The following is a 13,583-nucleotide window of genomic DNA, read 5'->3' on the forward strand; positions in this document are numbered from 1 at the left end:
AACTATAAAAGGATCAAAGAGATGCAACTGAACAAAGTGCTAAAAGGGCTGATGTTAGCTTTACCAATCATGGCCGTAGCAGCGTGTAGTTCTCAGAAAACTGGCAATAATGATCAGTCTGGTGTAGGCACTGTTGATAATTCTTCTAAAGCAGCACTGTCTGCGGAAGAATTAGCACGTCAGCAGATGCAAGAGCTGCAAAACAACAATATCGTCTACTTCGGTTTCGATAAATATGATATCAACAGCGAATTCGCTCAGATGCTGGATGCGCACGCGGCATTCCTGCGTACTAACCCATCTGTTAAAGTGACTATCGAAGGTCACGCAGATGAGCGCGGTACTCCTGAATACAACATTGCTCTGGGTGAGCGCCGTGCGAACGCAGTGAAAATGTATCTGCAAGGCAAAGGCGTGACTGCTGATCAGCTTGCTATCGTTTCTTACGGTAAAGAAAAACCAGCTGTACTTGGCCATGACGAAGCAGCATACGCGAAAAACCGTCGCGCTGTGGTCGTATACTAAGAGTAATACATGAACAGTAACTTCAGACGTTATCTATTGGGTCTGTCGTTATTGGTTGGCGTAGCGGCTCCTTGGGCCGCTACTGCCCGAGCGCCAATCAGTAATGTCGGCTCAGGCTCCACCGATGAGCGCCTCTCCCAATTAGAGCGTATTTCTGACGCTCACAGTCAATTATTAACCCAGCTTCAGCAACAACTTTCTGATTCCCAACGTGATATCGATACACTCCGTGGTCAAATTCAGGAGAATCAGTATCAATTAAACCAGATCATTGAGCGGCAGAAAGATCTTTATCTGCAATTGGATAAAATCACCAATCCATCAAGTGCGGAGAATACAGACTCAGAAAATCGCAATGCAGCGTCTTCGGCACAAGCTGAAAATAAACAATCCGCTGCGCCGGCGAGCACTGGAAGTGAGAAAGGTGATTACGATGCCGCCGTTTCTTTGGCTATCAACACCAAAGAATATGATAAAGCGATAGTCGCATTTCAAAACTTTGCTAAAACTTATCCTAAGTCTAAGTACTTGCCGAATGCTAATTATTGGTTAGGACAGTTAAATTACAATAAAGGCAAGAAAGACGATGCGGCTTATTATTTTGCTACTGTCGTGAAAGATTATCCTAAGTCACAAAAAAGCAGTGATTCCCTGTATAAAGTTGGTTTAATCATGCAGGAAAAGGGGCAAAAGGGTAAAGCAAAAGCGGTTTATCAGCAGGTGGTTAAGCAATATCCTGGTACGAATGCGGCAAAAATGGCAGAGAAAAAACTTTCTGGGATGTAATAATTATCCCCGAAAGGTCAGATATCGGTCTTTTTGGGGATAATTGATTGCTTAATAAGCGCTTAAACAAGTTTTTTAAAATAAACGTTGCGCCATGCTGAGAAATCAGTAATATATGCCGCCGTTGGCAGGGATAACTGTCAAACAGATTTAGATGGGTCGTTAGCTCAGTCGGTAGAGCAGTTGACTTTTAATCAATTGGTCGCAGGTTCGAATCCTGCACGACCCACCATCTAAATGCTCACTTCAAATATGTCTTAGATGGGTCGTTAGCTCAGTCGGTAGAGCAGTTGACTTTTAATCAATTGGTCGCAGGTTCGAATCCTGCACGACCCACCATCCAAATGCTCACTTCAAATATGTCTTAGATGGGGCGTTAGCTCAGCCGGTAGAGCAGTTGACTTTTAATCAATTGGTCGCAGGTTCGAGCCGAGCGAAGCGAGACAACGATGCGACAGCATCGGCCTGAAGGGTGAGGCCGCAGGCCGAATAATCCTGCACGACCCACCATCCAAATGCTCACTTCAAATATGTCTTAGATGGGGCGTTAGCTCAGCCGGTAGAGCAGTTGACTTTTAATCAATTGGTCGCAGGTTCGAGCCGAGCGAAGCGAGACAACGATGCGACAGCATCGGCCCGAAGGGTGAGGCCGCAGGCCGAATAATCCTGCACGACCCACCATCTAAATGCTCACTTCAAATATGTCTTAGATGGGTCGTTAGCTCAGCCGGTAGAGCAGTTGACTTTAATCAATTGGTCGCAGGTTCGAGCCGAGCGAAGCGAGACAACGATGCGTAAGCATTTCTTAGATAACGCTTTAATCCAATCGCTAGAGAAACTAACTTAATAAGTTGATTACTAGTTTCATATTTTTTCCTTATCATTTTTTAAAATCTTTAAAATACCTAAAGACTTTTTCCTTTAAATTAGCTATTTTGTTTAGTGTGTAAAACAAAGGAGGGTCAAATAGCCTATTTATCTTGTAATTTCATGTTTGTTGTATTGATATACTAAACATTATTTATGGTAAGGATAAGAAAGCATGGATTTTTTCAACATTAATAACATATTAGTACATATACCGTTAGGAACAAGCGGCTATAACCTTTCGTATATTGAAGCGATAGGTACGATAGCGGGTTTGTTATGTATCTGGCTTGCTAGTCAGGAGAAAATCATTAATTACCTGTTTGGGTTAATTAATGTCTCACTATTCGCTGTCATCTTCTTTCAAATTCAACTCTACGCCAGCCTCATTCTGCAAATCTTTTTCTTCGCGGCCAATATCTATGGTTGGTTTGCCTGGAGCCGAGTCAATGAGCAAAAACAAATAGCGCTTAAAATTCGGTGGCTCAGCCTTAAACAGATGGCTATTGTTGCCGCGATTTCCCTCTTTGCCATATTGGTGATGACATTTAATATCGATCAAGTATTTGGTTATATGGCAAAAGTGGTGGTGCTTGTTCTACAGGGAATAGGCTTTAATATTACCTCGCCTGTTTTACAGCCCGATGCTTTCCCATTTTGGGATTCTGTGATGACAGTGTTATCTATAGTGGCAATGATATTGATGACACGTAAGCATGTAGAGAACTGGCTGATTTGGGTCGTTATCGATGTTATCAGCATCGTAATTTATTATCATCAAGGTGTTCTGGCGATGTCGCTGCAATATGTTATCTTAACGGGTATTGCCCTAAATGGTACCCGTTTGTGGATCAAATCTGCTAAACAGCTAAACACAACGGATGGTGATCAAAAATAAATGTAAATTAAAATTTATCATTGGCCATAGATAATTAATCTATCTGTGGCCTGTTATTTGCTGTTTAACCGCAAAATATTCTCTTCTTATGAATCCATTTATCTGAATTAACTTCATTTTTATGTTAAACGGTATTTTCTATAAAAAAACAATCCTATTTTTACACACAAAGATTATTTACAGCACAACGCCTAACCGTTAGATTGAGATCACAAAATTATGTTCAAATAACTGTAAACACATTAGGTGAAAGGATCATGAATTACCAAAATGACGATATAAGAATAAGAAAAATAACAGAATTATTGCCACCAGTTGCATTACTCGAAAAATTTCCGGCGACAGAAGATAGTGCTATTACTGTTCATAAGGCACGTGAATCTATTCATAATATTTTAATTGGTGAAGATGATCGTCTACTGGTGGTGATTGGTCCCTGTTCAATTCATGATCCGCAAGCAGCATTAGAATATGCCGGGCGCTTGAATAAATTACGTGAAGAGCTACAAGCAGATTTGGAAATCGTCATGCGGGTTTATTTTGAAAAACCTCGCACAACTATAGGCTGGAAAGGGCTGATTAACGATCCAAACATGGATTGCAGTTTTGATATCAACGATGGATTGCGTACTGCCCGCAAGCTATTGCTTGATATCAACAATATGGGGCTACCTGCGGCAGGTGAATTCCTGGATATGATTTCCCCCCAGTATTTGGCAGATCTCATGAGCTGGGGCGCAATAGGCGCACGCACAACAGAATCTCAGGTTCATCGCGAATTGGCCTCCGGCTTGTCTTGCCCGGTGGGTTTCAAAAACGGCACGGATGGCACCATCAAAGTCGCGATTGATGCAATTAGTTCAGCCAGCTCATCGCACTGTTTCTTATCTGTCACGAAATGGGGCCATTCTGCAATTGTTAATACTACCGGTAATCAGGATTGCCATATTATTCTGCGTGGCGGCAAAGAACCTAATTATAGCGCCAAACATGTCAGTGCAGTTAAAGAAGGGCTGGAAAAAGCAGGCTTGGCTCCCCGTGTAATGATTGATTTCAGTCATGCAAACAGCGCGAAGCAGTTCAAAAGACAGATGGATGTCGGCGTGGATGTCTGTGGTCAGATTGCAGGCGGTGAAAATGCCATCATCGGTGTGATGGTTGAAAGCCATCTGGTTGAAGGGAATCAAAACCTGGAGAGTGGTGAGCCTTTGGTTTATGGCCAGAGTGTGACAGACGGTTGTATTGGTTGGGAAGATACAGAAACATTACTGCGCCAGTTGTCTCAGGCGGTCCGGAGCCGCAGAAGCTGATTTATCGTCAAGACGTGATAAAAAAAGCCGGAAATTAATCCGGCTTTTTAACATTCTTTTCTTTTTGGCTTATGCGATCTTTAAGGATTACTTCGCCTTACCCTGATTGGCAACGGCTGCTGCTTTTGCCGCGATTTCATCAGCATTGCCCAGATAGTAGTGTTTGATAGGTTTCATGTTTTCATCAAACTCATAAACCAGTGGTACAGCCGTTGGAATATTCAGCTCAAGAATTTCTTCTTCGCTCATATTATCCAGATACTTTACCAAGGCACGCAGGGAGTTACCGTGAGCGGCAATAATGACTTTTTCACCTTTTGCGACGCGTGGTTTGATAACTTCTTCCCAATAAGGTACAACACGCTCAATCGTTGTTGCGAGGCTTTCCGTTGCCGGCAGTTCTTCGGGTTTCAGGTTTGCGTAACGAGGATCGTGGCCTGGGTAACGCTCATCATCTTTGGTCAAATCAGGAGGTGTAATCGCGAAGCCACGGCGCCACAATTTAACTTGATCATCACCATATTTAGCGGCGGTTTCTGCTTTATCCAGACCTTGCAATGCGCCATAGTGACGTTCATTCAGTTTCCAGCTTTTCTCAACGGGCAGCCATTGCTGATCAACTTGGTCCAGAATGTTCCACAAAGTGTGGATGGCACGTTTTAAAACGGAAGTGTAGGCGAAATCAAAAGCAAAACCTTCTTCTTTCAACAGTTGGCCAGCTTGTTGTGCTTCAGAGCGGCCTTTGTCAGACAATTCAACGTCAGTCCAGCCAGTAAAACGGTTCTCTTTGTTCCACTCGCTCTCTCCGTGCCTTACAAGAACCAGTTTAGTTACAGCCATAGCTTAAACTCCTATCAGTACTTTTTAATACAAAATGAAAAGATCGCTGCGGGCATTATATGGCGCGACAGACCAAAACGGCAAACAATAGTCTCGTATCTTCTGTTTTAAATCATGTTTGGTGATAATTACGGCGGTTACCTATCTGGAAGGGTTGAGGGGATAGCAGGGAGTTTATGATCTGAATTGTCTTCCGATAAATAGAGGGAGACAATTCAGATTAAATGGAATTTAGTTTAGTGCATGATGGCCAATTTTATTGGATAGGTGAAAAATAGCAGGTGCATCAGATTGAGTGAAAAATGGAAAGCTACCGCGACCCATAAACGACCACTCCACAACCATGTCAGACCATAAATTAACCCTGCCAGTGTAGCGAAAATCATCAGTAAACCACCGCCGGCAAAATGGGCTGCACCAAAAAGCAGGGAAGTCATGACAAGCGCTAAGTAAGGATTCATCCATTGGCTTAACTTTTGCTGAATATAACCACGAAACAGCGCTTCTTCGGCCAAAGAAACAAAAAACAGATTAGCGATAACAAAAGCAGGGAACCAATTAGGTAAATGGAGTTCAACGGACAATCCACCCAATGCTGTCGCAAGCCCTAATAGTGCTGGAATGGCTGCGATCAATAATGCCCATCCGTGAGGCGGTGCCTCAACCAACGGTTTTCGGGTGAACAAAGTCGGCATACAGAAGATTAGGATGAAGGGCAGCAACGCCTTGTCAAAGTTGAAATACATTGAAAAAGGTGTACTGAGCGGGCCGACCTGCACTTTATCCAGATATTTGAGATTATGGAACCCTGGAATGTAATGGATAAACAGCAAAATACCACCAGTGAGCAATAACAACTCTGTGATAACTCTGAGAGCGCTGTTTTTTTGGCAATAAATGTGTGCCACACCTAAAAGCGTCATCACTGACAGCGTGATTATCGCCGGATAAGTCAGTACGTGAGTGCTGATCCCGGCAATGATAGCGAAAAACGCAATGAAAAAAGCAATTTTCTGGCGACGATCTAAAAGTGCCAATGAAACGGCAAGAAATGCCCAAGCCATATAATTCCCTGTTATCTTTGAAAAAACCAATGAAATAGTCTAAAAATAGGCGGTGATTTTATAGTAATGGTTAAAAAATTCAAAAATAATAACAAAAATATCAAAAAATATTCCCCTCTATCACAAGGGGAATCGCAATAAGGTTGTGGATAAGAAGATTACAGCGATTTTAAGGCAACGCTCTCGGTTTCATACCGATAAATATCACCGTCAGGAATAAATCGCAGGCGATGAGTAATGCACTCTGGTGCATCTTCCTGATGATGAGAAACAAACAGAAGCTGCGTGTCACCATGAGAAATCATGATATCAATGAAACGCAGGACTAACTGGCGGTTTAGGGGATCAAGCCCTTGCAAGGGTTCATCTAAGATTAATAAAGCCGGATGTTTCACCAGCGCGCGGGCAATCAAAACCAGTCGTTGCTGTCCCCATGACAAACTATGAAATGGGCTAATCGCCGTTGATCCAGATAACCCCAATAAATCCAGCCATTCATCAGCTAATTGTTGCTGCCGATCTGAAACCGCCTGATACAATCCTATCGAATCGAAGAAGCCTGAAAGGATAACATTTCGCACGCTGGTACTGACACGATATTCCAGATGAATACTGTTACTGACATAACCAATATGGCGTTTAATATCCCAAATCGTTTCGCCGCTTCCCCGTTGACGACCAAATAAGATTAACTCATTGCTGTAACCCTGAGGGTGATCGCCGGTAATCAGGCTAAGCAGTGTCGATTTTCCGGCTCCATTTTCACCGATAATCTGCCAGTGCTCATTGGGATTTACCTGCCAGCTCAGGCCGTGCAAAATGGGTTGGTCATTGTATTGGACAACAACATTACGCATTGATACCAAGGGTTGATCAGCCGGAAGTTGCTCGTCAGAGCGGTATTCATCCGTTTCGGGCAGATGAATATTTTGCAGGTTTTCGCTGTGAGCCAACTGCGCCACAAGCGATTCTGCCAATATATGCGCTTTTTTTCCGGCCAGCGTCAGATGGCAATCCGCCAATACACCGACTTGTTCGACAAAATCAGGAATTTCATGGAAGCGGGTCAAGACCAAAACTAGAGTAATACCTTTTGCCGCCAAGGTGCTCAATAATTGGGAAAGTTGTTCTCGTGCATAAGGATCTAAGCCATCAAAAGGCTCATCAAGGATAAGCAAGTCAGGGTTTGCCATCAATGCCTGACACAGCAGCACCTTACGCACTTCTCCGGTTGAGAGATATTTGAATCGTCGTGAAAGCAAGTCCTTAATGCCAAAATACCCGCTTAATTCAAGGCACAACTCATTGTCTTTACGATAAAGTTGAATGATATCTGCGGCAGTGCGCCCAATATCCTCTTCTCCTTCACTGAGCAAATCGGTATTGTTGCGTTGCCATTCTTCATCAATCAGTTTTTGCAATTGTTCGAAAGAGAGACGGATGGGGGAGCGAAAAGAGCAATGACGTTCACCTGCCAGTTGAATTAACTCATCCGACAAGGCACGGGCTAACGAAGATTTTCCACTGCCGTTTGCGCCCACAAAGGCCCAACTTTCCCCGGAAACAATTTTCAGTGACGGTAGCCGTAGGATACGGGTGTCACTTAAACGGAAACTCGCTTGCGTTATTTGCAACTCAGACATTCTTTTTCCTTTTTAAGCAACATTAACCAAAGGATCACCAGAAATAAGCGGAATCATGTGTAATGTCAATGTGTCGCAGTCTGTTATTCAGGCTTGCGGACTGTCACCTGATAACACTCTTGTAAAATCGTTTTATGGAAGTGTTCGCAGATATCCGGATTGAACAATAAAAATCGCACGTTTCGTCGATTACTGTTACTGTTTTATTGTCTAGAATGATGAGGTTGCCGTCTGTGTCAAATTCAGATATGACGCAGTTAATTTGTTAGTCACTAAGGATATGAGGTTAGCATGTTTGAATTGCTTAAAAGTTTGGGATTTGCGCTGATTATGGTCCCCGTGGTGATGGCCGCTATTTTGGCGTTGATTTACGGGTTGGGGGGCGTGTTCAATATGATCTCCAAAACAGAAAATACTCGCCAACAGCCTTGAACCTTGTGATTTCCATTACCCGGTTATCCGGGTAATCAATTCCACTTTCTCTTCATCTTTAATCCCTGCCAGATGTAATCCTTGCATTAAAATTAACATAAAAACTAAAACTGGCTCACAACCTGCCGATTAATCTCAGGATAGCATTTTCATTTAACGTAGTATCTTGTTATATACAACGTACCATATTGATTATCTTAGGTAAGTATAAAATGAAAAAGAACGTTTATCCGTTGCTGACAGGGGCTGTAGTATCTTTTGCGCTGGCCGGAAATGTTTCGGCAGCAGATAAAGTGACAGTTTTTGCGGCGGCTTCATTAACCAATGCCTTGGATGATATTGCGGCACTGTATAACCAAAAGAAGCAGGGCGATATTGTGACTTCCTACGCTTCATCCTCGACACTGGCACGTCAGATAGAACAGGGTGCACCGGCGGATATTTTTATTTCTGCCGATCAGCAGTGGATGAATTACGCGACTGATAAACAATTAATGGCTGAGAATACCCGCCATACCTTGTTGGGTAACCAGCTTGTCCTGATTGCGCCTAAAGAGAGCAAACTGGATAAAGTGGCGATCAACCGGGAAACAAAATGGGCATCCTTGCTGGCAGGAGGGCGTTTAGCGGTGGGTGATCCCAATCATGTGCCGGTGGGTATTTACGCCAAAGAATCACTGCAATATTTGCATGCGTGGGAGATGGTTAATCCACTGATGGCGCGAACTAACAATGTGCGTAGTGGCATGGCACTGGTCGAGCGGGGCGAGGTGCCGTTGGGCATTGTTTACGGTTCTGATGCCGTTGCCAGCCATAAAGTGAAAGTGGTGGGTGTTTTCCCATCGGAAAGCCATAAACCAGTGGAATACCCGATTGCAATCGTTAAAGGTCATGAAAAACAGGCTGTGCGCGACTTTTATGACTATCTTGAGACCCCTGAAGCCGCGGCTATTTTTAAACGCTATGGTTTTACTCCACTGTAGGAACTGATCTTTTGGAGATGTTAAGTGAATATGAATGGCAGGCAATTTTACTGAGCTTAAAAATCTCAGGCATTGCGGTGTTATTCAGTTTGCCATTCGGGATATTAATGGCATGGATGCTGGCCCGTTGCCAGTTTTTTGGAAAATCCCTGCTTGACAGTATCATCCATCTGCCACTGGTATTACCGCCAGTGGTGGTGGGATATCTGTTACTGATTAGCATGGGGCGCCGCGGAGTCATTGGTGAATTCCTTTATGACTGGTTGGGTGTCAGTTTTACCTTTAACTGGACAGGAGCGGCATTAGCTTCGGCGGTGGTGGCTTTTCCGCTGATGGTCAGGGCTATTCGGTTATCCTTGGAGGGCATCGATCAGCGTTTGGAACAGGCCGCCCGTACGTTGGGCGCGGGTTCACTTAAAGTCTTTTTTACCATTACCCTGCCGTTGTCATTACCCGGCATTATTGTGGGAGCGGTATTGGCGTTTGCCCGCTCGCTGGGGGAATTTGGCGCCACCATTACCTTTGTATCGAATATTCCGGGGGAAACCCGAACCATTCCTCTTGCCATGTATACATTGCTGGAAATGCCGGGTGCTGAAGCCGCTGCCGCCCGCCTGTGCGTTATCGCGATTGCATTGGCGCTGATTTCATTGATGCTGTCCGAATGGCTGACACGTTGGGGCAGAAAACGTTTGGGGGCGGCATGTTAGAACTGGATTTTGAACAGCGCTTGGGTGAGCTGCATATGCAACTTGATACCACGTTGCCCACAGAAAGCATCACCGCCATCTTTGGGCTTTCGGGGGCAGGAAAAACCTCACTGATCAATGTGATTGCGGGATTGAGCCGCCCACAACAAGGCCGCATTGTTTTAAACGGTTCTACGTTAGTGGATACGGAACGCAACCTCTTTTTGCCGCCAGAAAAGCGCCGAATTGGTTATGTTTTTCAGGATGCACGCCTGTTCCCGCATTATCGTGTGAAGGGAAATTTACAATACGGCATGGCACCAGAGATGAAACCGCAGTTTGACAGCATCGTTAGCCTGTTAGGGATTGAACATTTACTGTCACGTTTTCCCGGCACATTATCGGGTGGAGAAAAACAGCGGGTAGCGATTGGCCGGGCATTGCTGACCGCCCCTGAACTCCTGTTGATGGATGAGCCACTGGCATCATTAGATTTACCCCGTAAGCGCGAGTTATTACCTTATCTCGAAAAATTATCCGCAGACGTCAAAATCCCGATCCTGTATGTGAGTCACAGTTTGGATGAAATTTTACGTCTGGCAGATAATGTTATTGTCATGGACAAGGGAAAAATCCGGGCGACAGGAACCTTGGAAGAGGTTTGGTCGAGCAGTGTACTGCGTCCGTGGCTGCAAAAAGAGAGTCTGGGCAGCATCCTGAAAGTTTCGGTTATGCAACATCATCAGCGTTATCACATGACCGCCGTCGCGGTGGCGGATAAACTCCTTTGGTTACCGCAAATAAATGCCTCTCCGGGAACGGATCTGCATATCCGCATTGATGCCTCAGACGTTTCCTTAGTGCTGGAGCCACCAAAAGTCAGCAGCATCCGTAATACTTTGCAAGTCAAAGTCCTTGAGTTTTTTGAGGATAATGGTCAGGTCGATGTCAAGCTGGCGCTGAATGAACATAGTTTATGGGCGAGAATCACCCCTTGGGCACGGGAAGAGCTTAATCTGCGGGCTGGGCAATGGTTATATGCACAGATAAAGAGTATTTCGCTAAATCGCCCCTTATGAACAGGTAGAAAGTTAGGTTAATAGGGAGCACAGCCGTGGACGGATTTGCTCCCATTGAATGGATGTCAAAGGTCATTACAGCACATATTTTCGCAGGATTTCAGCGATGCCGGGCTGGGTATTATCCCGTGTGACAATATCCGCCCGCGCTTTGGCGGCATCGACGCCATTCCCCATGGCAACGCCCAGCCCAACGCTTTCCAGCATACTGAGATCGTTATAATTATCACCAAAAGCAATCACCTCTTGCATGCTCATGCCTTGCGATTCGACCCATTGTTGCAGCCGCATACCTTTGCTATTGCCTTTTTTGGCGATATCGACCTGATCAAACCATGACCATTCACACTCAAGGCCAAGATTCTCCTCAATTTGCTTGCTAATTTCCCGCAGTTTCACTAAATCGGATGAGCTGGTGGCGAGTTTCCAGATAGCTCCCACATTATGGATAGCATCTTGGAAATTTCCGGTTTGCCGGATATTGGGGCGTTGGTGTTCAGGCAGGGAATCCGACCAGGCCAGAGTTTGGGCTACAGTGTGAGGAAATTGATATAAAATAGCATCATCAACATACATCAGATGCTGAATTTCCGTGTCTTGCAGATAGGAAAGTACTTGGGAGGCTTCTTGAATAGAGAGTGGATTTGAGGCCAAGACTTTCTTTGCATGATAATCATATGAATAAGCCCCATTGCAACAGATGGCAGGCGTATCGAGTTGCAGCGCTTGATAGAAAGGATGGATGGCGACATGATGGCGCCCGGTGACAATCAAGACCTTGATTCCTGACTGGCGGGCTTCATTTAGGGCCGCCAGTGATTCTGGCAGAATACGTTTTTGTGGATCAAGCAGTGTTCCATCGAGATCCAGCGCGATAACGCGATATGACATGGGTTGGCCTCTGGGTTGTCTATGATATAGGCAAATATTATACGGTAGTTGAACATAATAAACTGTTATATGGGCAGTTTAGCCGACAAATCTTTTCAAGAATCGTTATAGATCAATGAAATGGCAATAAAGCATTAAGGAGAGAATATGAAACAGGTGGTTTATACAGCCAGCCCAAATAGCCGACAGATCCACGTATGGTCACTGAATGAGGCCGGAAAACTTTCGCTGCTCCAGACCGTCAATGTGCCGGGTGAAGTACAACCCATGGTCGTTAATCCTGATGGCAAACACTTATATGTGGGAATTCGTCCACAATTTAGTCTCGTTACTTATGCCATTAAGGAAGATGGGCGTCTTGAACAGCAGGCCATTGCACCTTTGGCGGGTAGCCCGACCCATATCTCCACTGACAGGGCGGGGCGTTTTTTATTTTCTGCTTCCTACAGCTTCAATAACTTAAGCGTCCATCCTATTGATGAAAATGGGATCGTCAAAGCACCCCGCCAAATTGTAGAAGGTCTGCAAGCGCCACATTCTGCCAATATTGATCGGGAAAACCGTCAATTACTGGTTCCATGCTTGAAAGAAGATCATATTCGTATTTTCAACTTGGATGAGCAGGGCTGCTTAACAGAAAATCGGGCTGATGAAGTAACCACAGCAGCAGGCGCGGGTCCGCGTCATATGGCATTTCATCCGAAAAAACCAGCTATCTACTGCATTAATGAATTGGATTCAACCGTTGATGTGCTGCGTAAATGGGAAAAATATCGCATTGTGCAATCTATTGATTCTCTGCCAACCGATTTTTCCAGCGTTCGTTGGTCGGCGGATATCCACATGACACCGGATGGCCGCCACCTTTATGTCAGTGAGCGTTCTGAGAGTCTGATCAGCCACTTTCGCGTGTCAGAAGATGGCTATCATTTAACATTAGCCGGGCATTATCCGACAGAAACCCAACCCCGAGGTTTTGCCATCGATCATAGCGGTCATTTTCTGATTGCATCGGGGCAGAAATCGGATCATATTTCAGTCTCACATATTGACAACTGTTCGGGAGAATTAACTCAACTGGCACGTTATCCGGTTGGTAAAGGCCCGATGTGGGTGACGGTATTGGCACTGTAAACTTAAGCCGCGCTATTTTTTGGCGCGGCGATATTAGGCAGATATTAGGTATAAAAATGAAACCAGCCACCTTATTGATTCCTGTTCCTGACGTTGAAGCTGGATTGGCATGGTACAAACGTGCATTTCCGGCAGCTCGTGTTGTTTATGTCGCTGAATTTGATTTTACCGTATTAGAAATAGGCGATTTTTCATTGGATATTGTACAAGCTGATAAGAAAGTCAATTCCGGTCAGCAGGGAACAGTTTTATATTGGTCTGTCCCTTCTCTTTATGCTGCTATTCAACATTTCCAGACTCTAGGCGCATCTCTCTATCGTGGGCCTATAAAGATTGATAACGGTTTGGGGATGTGTCAGGTTAAAGATCCGTTTGGTAATCTGATTGGTTTGAAAGGGCGATTTAAGGATGAAGAATGGCGATATAAATCACCATTCTAATA

Annotated in this window: 14 protein-coding genes and 4 tRNA genes; 14 read left to right on the forward strand and 4 right to left on the reverse strand. The window is 44.6% G+C overall.

All coding sequences use genetic code 11. From position 1 onward, the window contains the following. Positions 1-21: 21 nt before the first annotated feature. The 8 genes from pal to aroG all read left to right on the forward strand — a co-directional run bounded on the left by pal (position 22) and on the right by aroG (position 4,386). Positions 22-525 carry a peptidoglycan-associated lipoprotein Pal gene (gene pal, locus XDD1_RS06320; protein WP_045969669.1) on the forward strand — a complete coding sequence of 168 codons (504 nt, stop codon included), beginning with the start codon at positions 22-24 and terminating at the stop codon, positions 523-525. 9 nt (positions 526-534) lie between these two features. Beyond that, positions 535-1,311: a cell division protein CpoB gene (cpoB, locus tag XDD1_RS06325; RefSeq protein ID WP_045969671.1), complete on the forward strand. Its 777-nt coding sequence runs from the start codon at positions 535-537 to the stop codon at positions 1,309-1,311. A gap of 156 nt (positions 1,312-1,467) precedes the next feature. Beyond that, a tRNA-Lys gene (locus XDD1_RS06330) sits at positions 1,468-1,543 on the forward strand. A 31-nt stretch (positions 1,544-1,574) separates the two neighbouring features. Then, positions 1,575-1,650 (forward strand) — tRNA-Lys (locus tag XDD1_RS06335). Between the two features lie 31 nt (positions 1,651-1,681). Continuing rightward, positions 1,682-1,821: transfer RNA gene (locus XDD1_RS19355), tRNA-Lys, on the forward strand. A gap of 31 nt (positions 1,822-1,852) precedes the next feature. Next, positions 1,853-1,992: transfer RNA gene (locus XDD1_RS19360), tRNA-Lys, on the forward strand. Positions 1,993-2,353: 361 nt separating this feature from the next. Continuing rightward, positions 2,354-3,076, forward strand: coding sequence for a nicotinamide riboside transporter PnuC (pnuC, locus tag XDD1_RS06355; protein ID WP_045969673.1), 723 nt, complete (start codon positions 2,354-2,356; stop codon positions 3,074-3,076). Positions 3,077-3,333: 257 nt separating this feature from the next. Beyond that, on the forward strand, positions 3,334-4,386 hold the full coding sequence (aroG, locus tag XDD1_RS06360) for a 3-deoxy-7-phosphoheptulonate synthase AroG (RefSeq protein ID WP_045969675.1): 1,053 nt from the start codon (positions 3,334-3,336) through the stop codon (positions 4,384-4,386). An 87-nt stretch (positions 4,387-4,473) separates the two neighbouring features. On the opposite strand, the gene gpmA is transcribed toward aroG, so the two are convergent. From gpmA to modF, 3 genes are all read right to left on the reverse strand, one after another. Beyond that, on the reverse strand, positions 4,474-5,226 hold the full coding sequence (gpmA, locus tag XDD1_RS06365) for a 2,3-diphosphoglycerate-dependent phosphoglycerate mutase (RefSeq protein WP_045969677.1): 753 nt from the start codon (positions 5,224-5,226) through the stop codon (positions 4,474-4,476). 236 nt (positions 5,227-5,462) lie between these two features. Further along, a complete protein-coding gene (locus tag XDD1_RS06370) occupies positions 5,463-6,290 on the reverse strand; it encodes a CPBP family intramembrane glutamic endopeptidase (RefSeq protein ID WP_045969679.1) in 828 nt (275 codons plus the stop codon). Positions 6,291-6,448: 158 nt separating this feature from the next. Beyond that, complete coding sequence (gene modF / locus XDD1_RS06375) at positions 6,449-7,933, reverse strand: molybdate ABC transporter ATP-binding protein ModF (RefSeq protein ID WP_045969681.1); 1,485 nt, start codon at positions 7,931-7,933, stop codon at positions 6,449-6,451. A 291-nt stretch (positions 7,934-8,224) separates the two neighbouring features. Here modF and XDD1_RS18770 point away from each other — a divergent pair, with 291 nt between their 5' ends. The 4 genes from XDD1_RS18770 (at position 8,225) to modC (ending at position 11,116) form a co-directional block, all read left to right on the forward strand. Continuing rightward, positions 8,225-8,365: an AcrZ family multidrug efflux pump-associated protein gene (locus tag XDD1_RS18770; RefSeq protein ID WP_071827244.1), complete on the forward strand. Its 141-nt coding sequence runs from the start codon at positions 8,225-8,227 to the stop codon at positions 8,363-8,365. A gap of 212 nt (positions 8,366-8,577) precedes the next feature. Then, on the forward strand, positions 8,578-9,348 hold the full coding sequence (gene modA, locus XDD1_RS06380; protein WP_045969683.1) for a molybdate ABC transporter substrate-binding protein: 771 nt from the start codon (positions 8,578-8,580) through the stop codon (positions 9,346-9,348). Between the two features lie 17 nt (positions 9,349-9,365). Then, a complete protein-coding gene (gene modB, locus XDD1_RS06385; protein WP_045969685.1) occupies positions 9,366-10,058 on the forward strand; it encodes a molybdate ABC transporter permease subunit in 693 nt (230 codons plus the stop codon). Continuing rightward, positions 10,052-11,116: a molybdenum ABC transporter ATP-binding protein ModC gene (gene modC / locus XDD1_RS06390; RefSeq protein WP_045969687.1), complete on the forward strand. Its 1,065-nt coding sequence runs from the start codon at positions 10,052-10,054 to the stop codon at positions 11,114-11,116. Before modB ends, modC begins: the two co-directional genes overlap by 7 nt. A gap of 75 nt (positions 11,117-11,191) precedes the next feature. Here modC and XDD1_RS06395 read toward each other — a convergent pair whose 3' ends face one another. Then, on the reverse strand, positions 11,192-12,007 hold the full coding sequence (locus XDD1_RS06395) for a pyridoxal phosphatase (RefSeq protein ID WP_045969689.1): 816 nt from the start codon (positions 12,005-12,007) through the stop codon (positions 11,192-11,194). 147 nt (positions 12,008-12,154) lie between these two features. Between XDD1_RS06395 and pgl the strand changes: the two genes are divergently transcribed. Together pgl and XDD1_RS06405 are read left to right on the forward strand one after the other, a co-directional pair. Beyond that, positions 12,155-13,141 (forward strand): 6-phosphogluconolactonase, encoded by a 987-nt coding sequence (gene pgl, locus XDD1_RS06400; RefSeq protein WP_045969690.1) that lies wholly within the window; start codon positions 12,155-12,157, stop codon positions 13,139-13,141. Then, on the forward strand, positions 13,117-13,581 hold the full coding sequence (locus XDD1_RS06405) for a VOC family protein (RefSeq protein WP_231854467.1): 465 nt from the start codon (positions 13,117-13,119) through the stop codon (positions 13,579-13,581). Before pgl ends, XDD1_RS06405 begins: the two co-directional genes overlap by 25 nt. The last annotated feature ends 2 nt before the right edge of the window (positions 13,582-13,583 follow it).

Origin of the sequence: Xenorhabdus doucetiae (assembly GCF_000968195.1) — a bacterium.
Taxonomy (GTDB): domain Bacteria; phylum Pseudomonadota; class Gammaproteobacteria; order Enterobacterales; family Enterobacteriaceae; genus Xenorhabdus; species Xenorhabdus doucetiae.